The following is an 18,169-nucleotide window of genomic DNA, read 5'->3' as shown; positions in this document are numbered from 1 at the left end:
TGGTGGAAAGTCTGTTTGGAGATCATGAATTTTTAGGAAAAGACAGCGGAAATAACTTCGCCGATATCATTCTGCCCGTACCTATTCCGAGAATGTTCACCTACAAAATCCCGTCAATTCTGAAACCCCAGATTCAAATTGGCTCCAGGGTAATGGTGCAGTTTGGCAAGAAGAAAGTCCTGACCGGCATCATCGGCAAGGTGCACAACAAGCCTCCACAGGCCTATGAATCCAAGCCGATTTTGGATGTGCTCGATATCGAACCCAGCGTCAATCCGCTCCAAATCCGCTTTTGGGTGTGGATGGCAGAGTATTATTGCTGCTATATCGGGGAAGTGATGCATGCCGCCATTCCCTCGGGTTTGCGGCTTTCGAGCGAAAGTAAGATTCAGCTCAACCCGAATTTTGACCGGGAGGAAAGCAAATATCCACTCGATTTTCGGGAGGAAAAGATCCTGGAAGCCTTGGAGAAAACTGAGGAAATCAGCTACGAAGACTGCGAAAAGATCCTTGGTGTAAAGACCATTCACCCGATCTTGAAAAGTCTTGTCGCTAAAGAAGCCATTCTCATTTATGAGAAAGTTTTGGAAAAATATACGCCAAAAATTGAGACCAGAATTCGACTGACTGGTGATATTGCTTCAAATAAAATTGCTTTGGAGACAATTTTTGAGGGGGTTCAGGGCAAACCCAAACAGGAATCCATTCTGCTGAAATATCTGCGAGACATTCCTGTATTCCAAAAGCCACAGCTGAATGAAAAGGGCGTGGATAAAGCTAGGCTACTGGAAGAAGGCGATTCTGAAAGTTCGCTCAAAACCCTGATCAAAAACGGAATTTTCGAGTCCTTCAAAGTTGTAGTAAACCGACTTCCTGAGGAAGAACCTGAAAAAGAACCGGCCATTCTGTCAACCACGCAACAGACCGCTTTTGAGGAAATCAAAACCCATTTTGAAACCAAACAAACTGTTCTTTTGCATGGAGTGACCGGTAGCGGCAAGACGGAAATTTACATTCAACTCATCCGGGAAGTGATGGACAGCGGTTCGCAGGTGCTGTTACTTTTACCCGAAATCGCACTGACCACGCAGATTGTGAGTCGGCTGAAAAAAGTCTTTGGCTCCCAAATGGGTGTCTACCATTCCAAATATTCCGACAATGAGCGAGTTGAGGTTTGGAATGGCGTTTTAAGCGGAAGGTTTTCATTCGTAGTCGGTGTCCGTTCATCGATTTTCCTGCCATTTGACAGTCTGGGGATGATTATCATTGATGAGGAACACGAGCCCAGTTACAAGCAATTTGATCCGGCACCGAGGTTTCATGCCCGGGATGCGGCGACGATGTTGGCTTATTTTCATCAGGCCAAGACACTTTTAGGTTCGGCGACTCCGTCCTTCGAGTCCTATTTCAATGCCAATCAGGGAAAATACGGCTATGTGGAAATCACCCATCGCTTCGGAGATGCCACGATGCCACAATATCACTTGGCCGATTTGGCTGAAGATCGAAAGAAAAACTTGCTCAAACTGGACTCCACCCGCATGATGCGGGAGAAAATCCAAGCAGCATTGGACAAGCAGGAGCAGGTGTTGATCTTCCAAAATCGCCGGGGCTACTCCCCTTACATTCAGTGTGAAGACTGCGGCTGGACGGGGCAGTGTGTACAATGCGACGTGAGTTTGACCTATCATCAGTTTGCCGGGGAAATGCGCTGCCATTACTGTGGTTATAAGGAAAAAGTGCCTCAATCCTGCCCTGCTTGTGGAAGTACGCAATTGACGACGATGGGAATGGGCACGGAGCGAATCGAGGAATCGCTGAGTTTACTTTTCCCGGAGGCTCGAATGGGCAGAATGGACCTCGATACAACCCGAAACAAATATGGGTACCAGCGTCTTCTGGATGAGTTTGGAGCTGGGCAGATTGATATTTTGGTGGGAACGCAAATGATTACCAAAGGCTTGGATTTTGGTAAAGTGACTGTGGTGGGGATATGGGATGGAGATCGAATTTTGAATTTTCCGGATTTCCGATCTGGGGAACGCGCTTTTCAGCAGATCACTCAAGTGGCTGGTCGTGCCGGGCGCAGAGAAGTGCAGGGTCAGGTGATCATCCAAAGTAGAAACCCGAATAATGACTTGTATAAGAAAGTAATTAAGGGCGATTACTTCGAGTTTTTCCGTCAGGAAATGATGGACCGTAAGAAGTTTTACTATCCTCCTTATGTCAAGCTGGTAAAAATCACCACCAGGCATGCCGACTTCAAAGTCTCCGAAAAAGCCGCCCATGCCCTGCATCGGGAGATGGCGAATATTGCGGTGAAAAAGATCGTCCTCGGCCCGGAAAAAGGAATTATTGCCCGAATCAAGAATCAATTTCAGTTTGAAAGCCTGATCAAACTGGACCGAAGCGGCAATACCCAAAGCGTTTTTAAGGAAAGTTTGGCCAAAATCCAAGAAGAACTCCAATCTCGCCCAGAATTCCGATCCGTGAGGTGGATCGTGGATGTGGATCCAAGTTGATTTGATTTTCGGATTTTTATCTGAAAATGTGACCGCCAATTTTCTTGTTTAAGGCGGAGCTGTAAATTACGAACAAAAAATCCTGCTTCCGGAGAAGCAGGATAACGGGATTTTTTTCCTTGAATAGTTGGGTTTTTAGGGATTTCCCGCCACTCGGAATATGCAATCCATGCATAAATAAAATGCTAAAGGTTCGCAAAAGAGAATCCAAACCTCGAAAAGTAGTACCATTGGATTTTTTCTCCAAAGGCTGTGTTTCAATTGTATTTTTACCTAGTCTCTTCCTACTTTTCACCGTCACGATAATTTTCCTTATTAACAGGAATTGTCCCACCAATTACCTCATTTTTTTTTAATTTCTGCTTCCCCAATCACTTTGAAAAATTAAAACCCGAAAAATTCCAATTTTTTTCCAATCTGATAAATCCACTTTAAAAATGCACTTCGTATATGGGAAAAGCCTTTTTAGATATCGATTAGTGGATTTTATTCTTTAATAAAATTCCTGTTTTTGCGATTCCAACTGGCTGTGATTGGTATTTTTCTGATTTGGGAAAGCATTAGTGTAGTTTAATATATAGTCTGAGAATTGACATTTCTTTCCTATTTAATTTTTAGGCAATGTATTGAGCTGTCTAATGGTTAATTAATTTATAAACCAAAACCCAAAAATCACATGTCCCAAACAAAACAATCGAAAGCAGAAAACAGCACCGAAATCCAGTACAATGGAAATCGCCGGGATTTTCTGAAGTTCGGAGGAGCTACATTGGCTGCCACCGGATTAATTATGGCAGGTTGCCAGGAAGTTTCTGACTTCTTACCAAATGGGCGCCAAGCTCCCCTTGCATCTGATCAGCGTGCAGTTCCTTTGGGAAAAGGAGACATCGGCGTGCTCAATTATGCCTACACCCTGGAGCAGTTAGAGGCAGCATTCTATTTGGCTGTGGTGGCAAATCCCTATTCAGGCATATCCGAAGAGGAAATGACGATCATGGAGGACCTACGCAACCATGAGGTAGCTCACCGCGATTTTCTCAAAGCTGCCTTAGGCAAGGACGCCATCATTGACCTCACATTTGATTTGAGCTCGGTCGACTTCAACGACAGAGCAAGTGTGCTTTCGACTGCCAAAACCTTCGAGGATTTGGGAGTAGCAGCTTACAATGGCGCGGGTCAGTTACTTGTAAGCGCTGATTTATTGCTGATTGCAGGAAAGATTGTCTCCGTCGAAGCACGCCATGCCGCAGCGATCAGAAGCATTTTTGATGCTGACTTCACGTCTTTTGCCGGATCAGACGTAGTTGATGATGTAAATGGATTAGACAGGGCATTTTCACCTGCTCAGGTCCTTGAGGCGGCCTCACCTTTTATCGTCAATAAAATCATCGCAAATCAACTTCCAACCTCCTAATCAAAAAATAAGAAAGACATGAAAATATTTGAAGTTCTCAATATGTATGGTGTCAAGACCGAAGAGCTTGATGCCTTTACCAGCAGACGTGAAGCGTTCAGAAAGCTCACCAATATTGGAAAAAATGTGGCCTTTGCAGCCATACCAACTGCCATCTTTGCAGCAAGTATCCAGAAAGCATCAGCAGCACATATTCCCACAGTTTTGGGTGTACTTAATTTTGCACTGACACTAGAATTCCTGGAGGCTGAATATTACACTACCGGGATCAATACGCCAGGTCTTATTCCCGGCGGTAGAGATAGCGCAGTGTTTGCAACCATCGAGAAACACGAAGTGGATCATGTGGCATTTCTGATCAAAGTAATCGAAAGCTATGGCGGTACCCCGGTAGCCAAGCCCACTTTTGATTTTACAGTCGGAGGTGCCTTCTCTCCATTCACGGATTATCAGCAATTTCTGGCTTTGGCTCAGGCCTTTGAGGATACCGGAGTAAGAGCATACAAAGGTCAGGCTGGAAATTTAATTGAAGAGAATGGGGTATTAACTGCAGCCCTTCAAATTCATTCAGTGGAGGCCCGACATGCTTCGGAAGTCAGGAGATTGAGAGGTTTGAAAGGTTGGATCACTCAGGCAGAACGGGGAATGGGTATGCCTGAGGCTACTCAGGCAGTATATGACGGGGAGGATAATTTGATCCAAGGAGGTGTCAATGTAACTACGGTGACACCAATAGGTTCAGACGGAATTACTGAAAGTTTTGACGAGCCATTGACTACCGATGAGGTATTGACCATCGCTGGTTTGTTTATTGTACCGTCAGAAAGTTAAACCTGTTTTCAAATGCAGGAGGGCCAATCCGAAAGTATTGGCCCTATTTTTTGTTTTTAAACCTAAGTAAATCTTTATTCTGGCCGAAGGCTGTATTTCTACCAGATTTCCACAGTATTTCCTTTTCCAAAAAGAGAAAGAACAACATCATTTTCAACCATTTATACGTGCATTGGAGCATTCATACGCATAAGATGAAAAAGAAGCTCAACATCACGATCGAAGAAAATCTGCTCAACAAAATCAAACAATACGCCGAGCAGCATGAAACAAGTGTCTCAAACCTGGTACAGGAACACTTTGAGGCTTTAATCAAAACTCGCCCCACCCTTCCAAATGGGATGACTTTAGTAGAATACATGAAGTCTTTGCCGAAATCCAAGGTTGAATTTCCCAAAGAAATGAATTGGAAAGATGAATACTATAAAGCCAAGGCTAAAAAGTGGGGCTATGAAGATCTTCTTTGATGTGAATGTGATTCTGGATTTTTTTCTGGAAAGAAGCCCAGACCAAGGTCGATTGAATGAATTTTTCCTAAAACTTGAAGAAAGAAAGATTCATGGTTTTATCTCGATTTCAGTACTCCAAACTTGCTGTTACTACCTCGAGTTTGCAAAGGGTTTGGAAGTGACCAAACAGATTGCAGGAGTAATTGCTAAAAGATTTGACTTTTTGGAAAGCTCAAAATATGAGGTGCTTAGCGCAGTAGAATCAGATTTTGACGACATCGAAGATGCTATACACTATTTTATCGCTATCAATTCTGAAATGGAAGGGATTGTAACAAATGATCTGAAATTTTTAAAACACTCCAAGCCACAACTTCCCATTTTGACACCCATTCAGCTTTTGAAAAAGCTTTGAAAGGAAAAATCCAGCTTCCGGAGAAGCAGGAAAACAAGTGAAGTTTGACTCGAATTTCAAATTTCAATTTGATCTTATTTCAAGGCCTCCCACAAAATCTCCACCGGATGCTTGGCTTTTCGCCCAGTCCCATCAGCAATCTGATGACGGCAAGAAGTGCCCGGTGCTGCGATGATGGTTTCCGCCTCTGCATTTCTCACAGCCGGAAACAGCACCAACTCCCCGATTTGCTGAGAAACATCAAAATGCTCTGCTTCATACCCAAAGCTTCCCGCCATCCCACAGCAACCACTAGGAATGGTTTCAACCAAATAATTGACGGGAAGCGAAAGCAGCTTTTGCGTCCAATTCAGTGAGGACAAAGCCTTCTGATGACAATGGCCGTGAAGTTTAATCTTTTGAGGTTGAGCCGTGAAGGATTCCGCTTTGATATTCCCGGCAGCTACTTCCTGCCCCAGAAACTCATCGATCAACTTGACATGAAACTTGAGCTTCTTTGCCGCAGGCACCAAATCTGGACTGACAATCCGCGGATATTCATCCCGGAAACTTAATATCGCAGAAGGTTCCAATCCAATCAGCGGCGTATTGCCATCGATCAGTTTCTCGAAAATCCGTACGTTTGCTTCCGCATGTTTTTTGGCTTTTTCCAGTAAACCCTTGGAAAGCGCGGACCGCCCACTTTCCTGGTGATCCACTACCCTCACCTCATAGCCTAACTTTTTCAACAGTGAAATCGCCTTAATTCCGATATGGGTATCGTTGTGATTGGTGAATTCATCCACGAAGAAGTACACTGACTTGATCGTTTTCGTAGGACCCGCTAAGGAAGCGTAGTTCTTTTTGTACCACTTTCGAAGACTGATCGGGCTGATTTCAGGTATATTCCGGCTTGGCGCTACATTCAGAAATGACTTCATCAGACCTCCGGTAAAGGAATTGCTAAGGAAGAAATTAGCGATTCCCGGAACGATTGAACCCAATTCATTCAATTCATTGATGTAAGCAAAAGCCTTGGAGCGAAGTGGCACTCCGTTCGTTTTTTGGTATTGATAAAGAAATTCAGCCTTCATGCTTGACATGTCCACGTTGGATGGACACTCGGCTGTGCAGCCTTTGCAACTCAGGCAAAGGTCCATGGCTTCTTTGATCTCGGGATGGTCAAAGGCATTTTCTTTCTTGTCCATGGTCAGGAATTCCCTCAAGGTATTCGCCCGACCACGAGTCGTGTCCCGCTCATTTCGGGTGGCCATGAAGCTTGGGCACATCGTCCCGCCCGAACCCGGAAGTTTTCGACAATCTCCTGAACCATTGCACTTTTCAGCCAAGCGAAGAATTCCACCTGCTGCTGAAAAGTCAAAAACGGTCTGGTGTTCCGGTGTTTTCATTTCCGGCTCATAGCGCAGAAACTTATTCATCGGGGCGGCATCCACGATCTTGCCGGGATTGAAGATGTTTTTTGGATCCCAGGTGTATTTGATTCTGCGGAAAAGTTCGTAATTCTTCTCCCCAACCATCAGCGGAATAAATGCAGCCCGAACGCGTCCGTCTCCATGTTCACCGGAAAGTGAACCTTGATACTTCTTTACCAACTTGGCCGAGGCCAAAGAAATCTGGTAAAACTCCTCGACATCCTCGGCTTTCTTCAAATTCAAAATCGGCCGCAAGTGAATTTCACCAGCACCCGCATGTGCATAATGGACTGGCTTTTGGTTGAAGCCCTCCATCATCGCATCCACCTCATCAATGTAGTCCGCCAAGTCCTCAATATCTACGGCCGTGTCTTCAATACAAGCCACTGCTTTGGGATCGCCCGGAATATTACCCAAGAGACCCAAACCAGCCGCACGTAGTGCCCAAGCAGATGCAACCTTGGCAGGTTCGATAATCGGATAGGCGTAGCCATAACCAGCCGCATGCAGGTCAGCAACTAGTGCCTCCCCTTTTGCCATAGCTTCTTCCAGCGTTTTGCCACGAAACTCAATCATCAAAATCGCCATCGGATCGCCCTCCACGAAGTAGCGGTTTTTGGAGTATTCGATGCTTTCCTTCGTGCAGTCGAGGATGATTTTATCCATCAGTTCTACCGCAGTTGCAGGATGCTTCATGGCAACTTGGGCAGATTTCATGCTTTCGTGAATGCTTTCGAAATGGGCAGCCACCACGATCTCTACCGGATCGGGAAGGGGATCGAGGCTGATTTTGATTTCTGTCGTGAAAGCCAAAGTTCCCTCCGAACCTGTCAGAAGCTTACAGAAATTGAATTTTTCTTTGCCTTCAAAAAGCTCCGCTTTTAGCAATTCATCCACCGCATAACCCGTATTTCGGCGATGAATGGACTTTTTGGGGAATTGGGCATGAATCTCTTCACGATTCTCCGGATTGTTCAATTCATCAAAAGCCTGTCGGTAGAGCATTCCCTCCAGATCCTTTTGCCCACATTTTCGATCAAATTCATCCTGAGAGATTTCCCCAAAAACGACCTTATTCCCATCACTGAGTATCGTATGGAGGGAAATTACTTTGTCCCGAGTCACACCATAAACGATGGAAGTTGTGCCTGAAGAGTTATTTCCCACCATCCCACCGATCATCGCTCGGTTGGCAGTAGAAGTAATCGGACTGAAAAATAGGCCGTGAGGCTTCAGGAACCGGTTGAGTTCGTCGCGCACTACGCCCGGCTGCACACGAACCCAACGTTCTTCCTTGTTGAATTCCAAGATTTGGGTGAAGTGCTTGGAGACATCGACCACGATGCCGTTACCTACACATTGCCCGGCAAGAGAAGTTCCTGCCGTTCTGGGAATGAGAGAAGTGTTGTGCTCGGTAGCGAAATGAATCAATTTTTGGATATCTGATTCTGACTTGGGGAAAGCGACTGCCAAAGGCATCTCCCGATAGACGGAAGCATCGGTCGCATAAAGCGTCTTGGTCAGGGAATCAAACTGAAGAGTACCATCCAATTGAATTGAAAGTTGCTCCAATAAAGGCAATAGGTTTGGGTGATCTGAAAGCATGGTCAAAAATAGCTTTATGAGGCTGATAAGAGAAATGAGATTGAAATTAAAATGTTCAATTTACATTGCTCCAGGCAAGACCTACATGATAATCGAAAATTGAATTTGAAAATTGAGAATTTAGAAACGATCAATTATCAATGAGCAAACTCAATGATCAAGGAAGGACCTCTTGATAAGTGAGTATTGAATTTGATATCTGAATCTTTGAATTTCCAACTCAGAAATCATATCCTCTAAAAACATCCTTCAAATCAAGGTGGAATCCTGGAAGAACCTCGGAGGTAATCAGGTCACCGGAAGTAAATGGACGGGAGGATTGGAATTTCCCATCTTTCAAAGTATAAATGAAAAGTGAAAATTCTATTGGGTGAATAATCCAGTATTCTTTTACCCCAAACTCTTCATAAAGCCCATACTTATAGCGGATTTCTGTTTGACTGTTGCCCGGAGACAGGATTTCCACCACCAAATCCGGCGCGCCAATGCATCCTCGCACATCCAATTTGGACAAATCGCAAATGACTGAAATATCAGGCTGTACTACATTGTAAACATCCTTGTCTGCCTTTGATTCCTTTGGGAAACGAACATCGAAAGGTGCTAAATATACATGGCATTTCTTTCCTTCCAGGAAATTAAACAACTTATTGAACAGGATACCGGAAACCATTTGATGACTTCTTCGAGGGGCAGCTGCGGCTTTTTTGAATATTTTTCCATGGATCAACTCCACCATTTCTTCAAATTGCCAAGTCAAATAATCCGCATAAGAATAGGGTCCGGCATTGACATCCGGTTCTTCGACACGATCGGCAGGATCAATGATTCTGGATGGAATGCGGTATTCTTTCATTATCATAAACTTAAAGTTGTCAATACCAAAACCCAAAGTAATAAATCCATTGGTTTTCAGAAACTTGTCTTGAAAAAAAGAGAATGTTTTAATGTAATGTCTGGTTTAGGCACACTTGAATATTGAAAATTGAATTTGACTATTGAGAATTTAGAAACGATCAATTATCAATGTGCAAACTCAATGATCAAGGAAGATCCAACTGACCCTTAAATTGAAATAAGTTATTAAACTAAATTACCCTTGGCGACATAAAAAATCTTCCCCACACGATGGATCTGCTTTTTAAGATTTTCATTTTTAATTTCCCCATAGACTTGCAAATCTACGGTCAATGGAAAATCGCTCGAATTAATATCCATCCAGATTTCACCCAAGGTCTTTCGATCAAGCTCATCTAAGATCACCAAATCCAGATCACTACGTTCGCTGTAGGTTCCTTTGGCACGCGAACCATAGACTTTTACTTCAGAAATGGTAGGGTAATTCCTGAAAATCTCTAGAAGGATTTGGAAGGATTTATCGGTTAGGCCAAAGGTTTCCATTAGTGAATTTCTGAAAGTTTTTTTGCCAGTGAGGCTAATAAAGGTGTATAAACAGACTGGATATCAGGAATAACGGATTCAAAGGTTTCCAGATCATAACTATGACTTAGTAAGTTCCGATCATTGATCATTTCCAGCCAAACCTCAATCTGATCGATGTACTTAGCCTGAAAGGCTTCCTTTACCCCTACTTTTGGAGAAATACGATCCAAAATTAAGCCATCAAACTCCATTTTATCTTTCAGCGTCTTCCAGCCTAACTCCAAGTTATATTCAAATCGCTGGACAATCCCCTCTTTTTCCAATTGAGAAAGTTCGGCCAAATCCATAAATTCTACTTCCACAAGCAGATTAATCGCCTTTTGAAAGTTATCCAAACGCTGAATCCAACGAATATCCTTATCCATAATCATCTAAATAGATGATTCAATTTACCACAAATACCTTGGGAGAAAAATCAGTGTTCAATTAGCAATGACCAAACTCAATGATCAATGGTCAAGGAACTCGACCTCCTCGAACTTTGGAAATTGAATTTGAAAATTGATCATTTAAACCCTTTTTTGTCAATAAAATAAATCACATACATGTTCTTCTATCTCTCCCAGTTTCTGAGTTTTTTGGCCATGCCATTGACGATCGTGTTGATCCTGATTTTATCGGGAATAATTTTTCTTAAGAGAAAATGGGGAAAAAAATGCCTTTGGACTGGCCTTGCACTTTTGCTCTTTTTCACCAATCCTTTCCTATCTAATTTGGCGCTTTTGGCTTGGGAACCTGAATTTAAGTCTTTCGATGGAATCGAAAACCATGAAATCGGGATCGTACTCACAGGCGTCACCAATCTCAACAAGACTGCCACGGACCGTACTTTTTTCAACAAGGGCGCAGACCGCATCACCCATGCCCTCCAGCTCTACCGCATGGGCAAAATCAAAAAAATTCTCATCACGGGCGGTCAGGGACTGAATCCCGTCAATCCTCAGTCCGAAGCTGAATTACTTCAGCGATTTTTGATCATGACCGGAATGCCGGAATCGGACATACTAATCGAGGATCAAAGTAAAAACACGGCCCAAAACGCCCAGTTTACCCGTGATTTTTTAGAAAAAAACAGAATCTCCACCGATCAGGAATTTATGCTAATCACCTCAGCCTTTCACATGAAGCGGGCCAAAGGCTGCTTTGATAAAGTTGGATTGAGAACTGTTACTTTCCCTACAGATTATTATTCCCATGACATCAAGTACGATATCCCTTCCCTCCTCTTTCCAGACCCCTATTCTCTGGAATACTGGACTAAACTATTTAAAGAGTGGATTGGAATCATCGCTTATAAGTTGATCGGATATATTTAATGGCTTTTTTGATCTAGCAGGTTTCGAAAACCTTCCAAGGCCTAGGTTGGTAGACACTAAACCAAAAGTGTAGCCTGAATCGAATCTCGGAGTTTTGCATCGACTTTCACCTCTTCCGCAAATTCCTTCCATCGTCGAATCGCGGACTTGACTTGCTCGATCTTTTCCTCAGGCTTCCTGATATTCATCTTTCGGGCCACTTCCAAAAAATCCACGTCTGTGATTTTATCTCTTTTTCCATTGACCTGAAGGGACTGAGAACTCACCCACAAGCTTCCCGGACGGTAGGCATAGCATATATCATAGGCAGGTGAAAGCGACCATTTTCCGCTTCTATCCATCAGAAATGCAAAGTTTTTGGTGTGATCGTCACAGTTTCGCGCCAAAACATTGAAGACCATCCGAATAAATAGCTGCTCTGCTTCAGGATAGAATAAACGAAGCATCCGCATCGTCTCAAATACCTGCTCATAACTGTAGACTCCCACCTGATTGAAGTCAAAATGCCGCAAACCGCATAAGCTCTGCATGTGGATTTTTCCGCCTTGATCTGTTCGGTCAAATCGCTTAGTCATAAAGTGCGCCCGACCGTTTTCCTCCAAAATCCGACATTCATTCATCTGAATTCCAGCATCTAAAGCCATGAGATAATACGCCATCTCCACCCGACCATAGCCCACCGAAGCACCGAACTGACTGTCCGTGACCCCGTCAAACTTGATCAGCCAATGTGAAAAACCTACAGGAGCTTCAATCTGACCACTTTTGACCTCTCCAGTTTCAGGATTGAAAGCAATCACTGCCTTGGCACGGGCCCCGCCTGCGGAAGTTCCGATCTTTAAAATATCCGCCAATGCTTCCTCCTCTTCCTTGGATAAGTCAGTCTGGAAACTTTCTTTGGCGTTCAGAATCTTATTGGCCATGCGCACCAAGCTGTCTATTTCCAGATTGGTGGCCACACCGGACTCGCTTCGCAAAGAAGGCTTAATTTCCAAAGCGCCAACCCCTCGTTTTCCTATAAAGCAAAGCAGCTCTACGGGATTCAGACTATCCGTTGGACGTCCATTTTGAGAAAGCCAGGCGTTGATGAGTTGATTCCCATATTTATCCGGGAGCATATCTGCCAAAAGCCCCGGCAGTCCTCTAAACGTATCAAAAGCATCACTCCGACCTCTGCGGATCTCCGGAAAAGTATGCAGTCTTTTACCTTGGCTCAAGGGCATGGTAATCGGAGCAATATCCCAACCTGAGCGCAAAAATCCGGGATCATACTCAAAACTCGCCAATTGCTCGCCATCATCCCACAATACCGCACCGACAAGCCTTTCCCAAAGCCAAACTTCTGCTGCTACTACCATTCTAGAGGCGGTATAGGATCCTCAGCAGCCATATCGGAGTGCCTCACTCGCTGCCGCTCGTATTTTTTTTGAAGCTTAATGTAATCGAGCGGACGAATCTGCTGCCTCACCTCAAACACTTCCAATAGCTGCAACTCATCCAAAACCCGCAATACCTGAATCAAGGTGATAAGATTGACTTTCTCCCCACGCTCAAGTAGACTCAGGGTGGATCGACTAATCCCCGCCTCCGTAGAAAGCTCATCCTGAGTCTTGTTGAGGTCCATTCGCTTCTTTTTGATAAAATCTCCGATCATCCGGAGAATGGCCATATCTGATAACTGAGCTATATTCATGACTCTTTATTCATTCACTATAGTCAAATATATCACTTAATGAATGACAAATCAAACTTTAATTAGTTTTTAGAGAGAATTAAGACTCAAGTGCCAAGAAATTAGAGGCTAGCTATTAGAAATAAAATTTCCAGGACAAAGCTTGATTTAATATATTCTAAATCAAAATTTTAATGAGTTGTTTCTCATTCATTAAATGTTGAAAATTATTATAATGATTGATTTATCATTCGTTAAAAAATTTCAATTCTAGCATCTCGTCTCTTAATTCTGATACTTATGCCTAATATCCAGATACTCTAAAATCGCCTGCTCCACTTCCATTCCCATTTCCAGCCTTTCTCTTCCAACAAAATCGGATGATAAGCCATCGCAGCTTTCGCGGTAGGTGAATCATAAAAGCGCTGATCATCGGTCAAGATTGCACATTGCTCATCTTGCTCATCGGTCCTAACCAAATCCATAATACCGGAAGAAATTTGCAGGGAAAAACGCTTATCCTGTTCCAAAAGTAGGTTTTTCAGACTCCATTCCAATTCAAAACCATCAGTAGCCACTTCGGGGGCAGGAACAGTTCTAGCCTTGCTTTGAGATTTGACCCAACTCAAAAATTCCCGAAGCAAAGCCAAACCGGGATTATTCAGCTGACCGGGTCGGAAATCCTCCGGCTCGACAGAACTGATCACATGCATCTTTTTTCTAGCCCGCGTGATCGCAACGTTCAGCCGATTCTCAGCAGCTGATTTCCCAAGCAATCCAAAATTCGTAACCAATTTACCCTCCCGATTTGCTGCATAACCCAAAGAAAGAATCACCTGATCAAACTCGTCCCCCTGCACATTTTCGATATTCCGAACTTTGATCTTATCGGATTGGACACCGGATTTCCAAAGCTTTTCCCGGATCAACTCCATCTGAAAATAATTGCCGGTCACGATCCCAATCGAATCCACAGAACTTTTCTCAAGGATAGTCTTCACTTTTTCCACCACCGCATCTGCTTCGGATTTATTCATTTGATTTTCCCAGATTCCTTCAATTTTTTCCCAGGAAAAAGGTGATTTTTTAGCTTTTATCGTCTGATATTCAGGTAAATATTCCAATTTATTTTCATAAAAATGTGAATTTGAAAAATGAATCAATACCGGATCCTCAGAACGATAATGGCCTTTGAGTTGATGTTTTTCGAAGAAATGTCCCGCCAATTCCAAAAGCGACTCGGCTTCATATTCCATGCCTTCTCCGTCAGATTCCCATTTGATCTGATAAAAGTCTGAGGGTCGTAATTGCTTCGAATCTCCAGCCACCACCACTTGCTTGCCTCGAAGCATGGCAGGAAATCCACGCTCGACAGGACACTGCGATGCTTCATCAAAGATGACCAAATCGAAATTCTGCTTCAAAGGAAACAAAGCCGAAACTGTCTCAGGACTGGCAAGCCAACATGGCAAAAGTCTGAAAACCTCAACATCTAATTCTTCTACCAGTTTACGGATTGACCATCGCTGTCGCTTTTTACTGACTTGATGCAAAAGCTCACGGTAGGTCAGCCGGTTACCAAGCCGATTGAATTCCAAAGGAATGCAAGCCTGTTCACGAAGCCGGAGTTGGGCAATGTGTTTTGAAATCTTACGCTTATCCAGAATAGCCGCCTTTAGCTCTTCCATTTCCCCGGAAAGCTTCAGACTCCCGGCCTCCGCAAGCAAAGGATTCCTTCGCTCCAATTCCCCGATCCAGGCTAGATTCCACCCATTTCGAAATGCGGAAAGTTTACGCTCCAAGTTAAAATCAGGAAATTGCTGATCGATAGTAGACGCCAATTCCCAATTTTCCAATCCCCATTCATCAATAAACCGATCAAATGCCGTCAACTCATTGAATGTTTGAATCAGATTTAATTCATTTTCGAGTCTAAGCCCCAGCAGACCATAGTTGAGAACTTCACGGATTTGAGCAGGACTCAACCAAGCCTTCCAATTCAGTGAGGATCGCTCAAATCCCTTGGACCAAGCCGCGACTTTCGCCAGCTGAGCATTGAAAGAATAAAAATCCAAACTTGGCCAAGCCGTCAACTCCCAAATCTCAGCAAGATCCCTCCAGGCTCGCTCCCAATCCAAAATCAAACGAATCTGACGAAGTTGTGATTTTAGCTTTTCCTGTGAAAAAGATTCCCAAACAAACCCCTCCAGGACCGGTAAGGTCTCGTATTCTTTCCTCAGCTGTATACTAATTTGAACTTCCTTCTCAATCAGCGAAAGGGATTCCAAATTGAATTTCAGGCCATTTTCAGCCAAAATCTGAAAGCAGAGCGGAAACTTACCCTTCCTCCAAACTGCACTGAGTCTACCCAAAAATGAAGCTGATTTTGGAAGCAAAAACTTGAGTTCGGAGGACAGATTTTCAAGTTGAGTGACTTCTGAAAAAAGACTCAATCGTAGTTCTAAATGCACATGATCGGCCTTCTCAATCCAAGTTTGAATCTTATTCAATTTTTTGATCTCCTTGGCTTGGAAAATCAAAGGATAGTGAATTTCAGCACTGGGAATCTGATTTATTGCCTCCTGAAGTTTTGAGATTTTGTGATTCACTGCTTTCGAATTCAGAATCGAACCTGAAAAATCTAGCCAGTGATTTTCATCAAAACCTCCCGGAATGGATTTTCGGAATTCCTCTATTTCATTCAAGCTCTGACTGATTCTTTGGAAATCCATCGGATTTATTCCGCTGAAGGATGGACGGCTGGCCCAGAAGGTGTCTTTATATTTTTGATTATAGGAATGAAAAACACTGAAATTTCGCTCAAAATCAAGGGATTGCCGATAATTCTGCCTGAGCAAACGACCGGAATCCTGTACTGCCGGACTTCCGACATTTGGATTCAGATAAAGTGCCTTAATGGGAATTCCCGCATACTGATCATTGAACAATTCCTTTCTGAAGGCTTCAAACTTTCCCGAAAGACGGGAAATAGTTGAGGATAGCCGTGAAATTTCCCGCTCAAGCTGAATGGAATCAATTCCACGGTTTTGCTCCTGATAGGACTCAATGGATAGGATTTGTTTCTTGATTTTCTCAAATAGGATCAGATGATCCGCCCGATAGTCATGTACCAACCCCAAAAAATCCCCAAAACCAGCATTTTCCATTCGCTCAAAAACCACGTCCAATGCAGCCCGCTTCTGGGAAACGACCAAGACTTTTTTGCCTCTGGCGATGAAGTCCGAAACCAAGTTGGCAATCAATTGCGACTTACCTGTACCCGGAGGACCTTCTATGACCAGGCTTTTTCCCTGCCTTACTTTCAGCAGGGCATTTTCCTGAGAAGCATCGAGAGGAAAAATCGGAAACAGCTGCTCTTCCCGGGGAACAGTTTCATTTTCAGCGGAGGCAAAATACCGCACAAACAAATCTTCAAGCGATTCGTATTCCTGTGAGGCTTTCAATTCCTCGTATTCCCTTGACAAGAAGTTTCCATTTTGTACAAACTGCCCCAGAACTGAGTAGGTCTTGAGACTGATTTTCCCTTCATGAAATCGTGCTTGATCGAGATCCATGCGGGAAGAGGGAAAAAGTGCAACCTGATCCTCATAAATGGAGGAACTCAATTGAATCTGAAAATTTTCTTCCAAAACCCGATTTAGCTGAGTTCGGAATTCAAGAGGATCATCCGAAAGGTTTTCCAATTCCTTTTGAAGTTCTTCTTCGTCAATTTCCTTGCGATAAGCGTGTCGGTAGGCCAAAATAAAGGCCGGATTCCACTGCCAGGAATCGGTCACCCCAAGCCACCAAAAGGCTTTTTCTCGTTTCAGCTGAATCGGAATAACCAATATTGGTGCTCGAATCACTTGTCCATTGATCAACTTACCTTCTACAAAAGGCCAAGCAAAAAACAAGCTTTTACTTCCCGTTTCTTCTTGAACCAATTGATCTCTGAATGCCAAGCGAGCCAGTTTTTTGGAAAGTTGATTAGTCTCGCCCATTCGGGGATCCACTTCGGGAATCAAGGGAAATTGTTTTTTCCCCTGAATTATTTTTCGGAGTAGTTCAAAAGCCGGCTCATCATTGAGAAATTCAAATTCACGCAAGTCTATCTTTCCTGTACCATCAATTTTGGGTAAATACAGCGATCTATTCCTGGAGGATAGATCAGTCAACCGATTGATATAGTTCTGAAAGACCGATTCGCCCATTTACTTTAATGGTGAATCTTTTTCCTTAGCCATTTCCCGATAGACGAGGCCGTCCATATAGCCGGGGATCCATTTGTTCAGAAAGACCGCAAGTTTGCCTTGCGTAGTGAGTACCATATCCCGCTTGCGCTTCAGGGTAGCATTCAGTATTTCTTCAGCGACCTGTTCAGCAGTCATCATTTTAGCTTCGTCCCGAGGGGATTCGCCCTGGATCTCTCCATGTGCAGTCAAGGCACTATTTCTAATATTGGATGCTGTAAATCCGGGTGCCACCACCATCACGTGCACGCCCTGATTCATCACTTCTGTGCGGAGGGACTCAAAAAAACCATTCATCGCATATTTGCTCGCGGTGTAGGCTGTCCTGGCAGGAGTGCCCCGGTAGCCATTGATCGAAGAAATACCAATGATCGAGCCTTTGGATTCAAGGATAGCAGGCAGGCAAAACTTCGTGGCGTAGACCGTACCCCAGAAGTTAGTATCCATCACTTTCCGAAAGACTTCCAAATCTAACTCTTGAAACAAAGCCCGCATGGAGATCCCTGCATTGTTAATCAAAATGTCAATCCGGCCAAAGACCGAAAGTGTTTTTTCAGCAATTAATTTATTGTCTGCTTCTGATGTTGCATCTGCCAGAATAGCCAAAACTTCGATTCCAAGACTTTTAAGTCGATTTGAACTTAAGTCAAGTTTCTCTTTGTTCCGTCCGGTAATGACGACTTTGGCACCTTGTTTTCCAAAAATAACTGCGCAGGCCTCCCCGATTCCCGAAGTGGCCCCAGTGACGATCACGACTTTGTCTTTAAACTTCATGGGTCTATTTTCGGAAGTAAAGATAGAAAAATGAAAGCTTAAAGAGTTGAAAAAAGGGAGCCAATC

14 protein-coding genes are annotated in these 18,169 nt (G+C 43.6%); 6 read left to right on the top strand and 8 right to left on the bottom strand.

Going from position 1 to position 18,169, the window contains the following annotated elements:
- Positions 1-2 precede the first annotated feature (2 nt).
- From priA to C4S61_RS01300, 5 genes are all read left to right on the top strand, one after another.
- A complete protein-coding gene (gene priA / locus C4S61_RS01325; protein WP_103923158.1) occupies positions 3-2,522 on the top strand; it encodes a replication restart helicase PriA in 2,520 nt (839 codons plus the stop codon).
- Between the two features lie 676 nt (positions 2,523-3,198).
- The gene (locus tag C4S61_RS01315) at positions 3,199-3,936 is read left to right on the top strand and encodes a ferritin-like domain-containing protein (protein WP_103922986.1); all 738 of its coding nucleotides are present in this window, start codon (positions 3,199-3,201) and stop codon (positions 3,934-3,936) included.
- An 18-nt stretch (positions 3,937-3,954) separates the two neighbouring features.
- Complete coding sequence (locus tag C4S61_RS01310; RefSeq protein WP_103922985.1) at positions 3,955-4,767, top strand: ferritin-like domain-containing protein; 813 nt, start codon at positions 3,955-3,957, stop codon at positions 4,765-4,767.
- Positions 4,768-4,961: 194 nt separating this feature from the next.
- Positions 4,962-5,234 (top strand): DUF6364 family protein, encoded by a 273-nt coding sequence (locus C4S61_RS01305; RefSeq protein ID WP_103923157.1) that lies wholly within the window; start codon positions 4,962-4,964, stop codon positions 5,232-5,234.
- On the top strand, positions 5,218-5,631 hold the full coding sequence (locus C4S61_RS01300) for a type II toxin-antitoxin system VapC family toxin (RefSeq protein WP_103922984.1): 414 nt from the start codon (positions 5,218-5,220) through the stop codon (positions 5,629-5,631). Before C4S61_RS01305 ends, C4S61_RS01300 begins: the two co-directional genes overlap by 17 nt.
- A 74-nt stretch (positions 5,632-5,705) precedes the next feature.
- On the opposite strand, the gene C4S61_RS01295 is transcribed toward C4S61_RS01300, so the two are convergent.
- The 4 genes from C4S61_RS01295 to C4S61_RS01280 form a co-directional block, all read right to left on the bottom strand.
- On the bottom strand, positions 5,706-8,648 hold the full coding sequence (locus tag C4S61_RS01295) for an FAD-binding and (Fe-S)-binding domain-containing protein (protein WP_103922983.1): 2,943 nt from the start codon (positions 8,646-8,648) through the stop codon (positions 5,706-5,708).
- A gap of 220 nt (positions 8,649-8,868) precedes the next feature.
- A complete protein-coding gene (locus C4S61_RS01290) occupies positions 8,869-9,504 on the bottom strand; it encodes a Uma2 family endonuclease (RefSeq protein WP_103923156.1) in 636 nt (211 codons plus the stop codon).
- A gap of 227 nt (positions 9,505-9,731) precedes the next feature.
- Positions 9,732-10,049, bottom strand: coding sequence for a nucleotidyltransferase family protein (locus C4S61_RS01285; RefSeq protein WP_103922982.1), 318 nt, complete (start codon positions 10,047-10,049; stop codon positions 9,732-9,734).
- Positions 10,049-10,456: a nucleotidyltransferase substrate binding protein gene (locus tag C4S61_RS01280; RefSeq protein ID WP_103923155.1), complete on the bottom strand. Its 408-nt coding sequence runs from the start codon at positions 10,454-10,456 to the stop codon at positions 10,049-10,051. The genes C4S61_RS01285 and C4S61_RS01280 overlap by 1 nt, the downstream gene beginning before the upstream one ends.
- 180 nt (positions 10,457-10,636) lie before the next feature.
- On the opposite strand from C4S61_RS01280, the gene C4S61_RS01275 reads away from it, so the two are divergent.
- Positions 10,637-11,407: a YdcF family protein gene (locus C4S61_RS01275; RefSeq protein WP_103922981.1), complete on the top strand. Its 771-nt coding sequence runs from the start codon at positions 10,637-10,639 to the stop codon at positions 11,405-11,407.
- A gap of 56 nt (positions 11,408-11,463) precedes the next feature.
- Here the strand turns inward: C4S61_RS01275 and C4S61_RS01270 are convergent, their stop codons facing one another.
- The 4 genes from C4S61_RS01270 to C4S61_RS01255 form a co-directional block, all read right to left on the bottom strand.
- Complete coding sequence (locus tag C4S61_RS01270; RefSeq protein ID WP_103922980.1) at positions 11,464-12,765, bottom strand: type II toxin-antitoxin system HipA family toxin; 1,302 nt, start codon at positions 12,763-12,765, stop codon at positions 11,464-11,466.
- Complete coding sequence (locus C4S61_RS01265; RefSeq protein ID WP_103922979.1) at positions 12,759-13,100, bottom strand: helix-turn-helix domain-containing protein; 342 nt, start codon at positions 13,098-13,100, stop codon at positions 12,759-12,761. Before C4S61_RS01265 ends, C4S61_RS01270 begins: the two co-directional genes overlap by 7 nt.
- Positions 13,101-13,399: 299 nt before the next feature.
- A complete protein-coding gene (locus C4S61_RS01260; protein ID WP_103922978.1) occupies positions 13,400-17,290 on the bottom strand; it encodes an AAA domain-containing protein in 3,891 nt (1,296 codons plus the stop codon).
- On the bottom strand, positions 17,291-18,103 hold the full coding sequence (locus C4S61_RS01255; RefSeq protein ID WP_103923154.1) for an SDR family oxidoreductase: 813 nt from the start codon (positions 18,101-18,103) through the stop codon (positions 17,291-17,293).
- Positions 18,104-18,169 lie beyond the last annotated feature (66 nt).

This window comes from Algoriphagus boritolerans DSM 17298 = JCM 18970, assembly GCF_900108085.1.
Lineage (GTDB): Bacteria > Bacteroidota > Bacteroidia > Cytophagales > Cyclobacteriaceae > Algoriphagus > Algoriphagus boritolerans.
The sequence above is the reverse complement of the archived record's forward strand: the minus strand, read 5'-3'. Positions and strand labels throughout refer to the sequence as shown.

Bases quoted from the DNA above. Each gene is read 5' to 3' on its own strand.
- C4S61_RS01310 (WP_103922985.1), top strand. From the start codon at position 3,955: ATGAAAATATTTGAAGTTCTCAATATGTATGGTGTCAAGACCGAAGAG.
- C4S61_RS01315 (WP_103922986.1), top strand. From the start codon at position 3,199: ATGTCCCAAACAAAACAATCGAAAGCAGAAAACAGCACCGAAATCCAG.
- C4S61_RS01260 (WP_103922978.1), bottom strand. From the start codon at position 17,290: ATGGGCGAATCGGTCTTTCAGAACTATATCAATCGGTTGACTGATCTA.
- C4S61_RS01290 (WP_103923156.1), bottom strand. From the start codon at position 9,504: ATGAAAGAATACCGCATTCCATCCAGAATCATTGATCCTGCCGATCGT.
- C4S61_RS01270 (WP_103922980.1), bottom strand. From the start codon at position 12,765: ATGGTAGTAGCAGCAGAAGTTTGGCTTTGGGAAAGGCTTGTCGGTGCG.
- C4S61_RS01265 (WP_103922979.1), bottom strand. From the start codon at position 13,100: ATGAATATAGCTCAGTTATCAGATATGGCCATTCTCCGGATGATCGGA.
- C4S61_RS01275 (WP_103922981.1), top strand. From the start codon at position 10,637: ATGTTCTTCTATCTCTCCCAGTTTCTGAGTTTTTTGGCCATGCCATTG.
- C4S61_RS01255 (WP_103923154.1), bottom strand. From the start codon at position 18,103: ATGAAGTTTAAAGACAAAGTCGTGATCGTCACTGGGGCCACTTCGGGA.
- C4S61_RS01285 (WP_103922982.1), bottom strand. From the start codon at position 10,049: ATGGAAACCTTTGGCCTAACCGATAAATCCTTCCAAATCCTTCTAGAG.
- C4S61_RS01295 (WP_103922983.1), bottom strand. From the start codon at position 8,648: ATGCTTTCAGATCACCCAAACCTATTGCCTTTATTGGAGCAACTTTCA.
- C4S61_RS01280 (WP_103923155.1), bottom strand. From the start codon at position 10,456: ATGGATAAGGATATTCGTTGGATTCAGCGTTTGGATAACTTTCAAAAG.
- C4S61_RS01305 (WP_103923157.1), top strand. From the start codon at position 4,962: ATGAAAAAGAAGCTCAACATCACGATCGAAGAAAATCTGCTCAACAAA.
- C4S61_RS01300 (WP_103922984.1), top strand. From the start codon at position 5,218: ATGAAGATCTTCTTTGATGTGAATGTGATTCTGGATTTTTTTCTGGAA.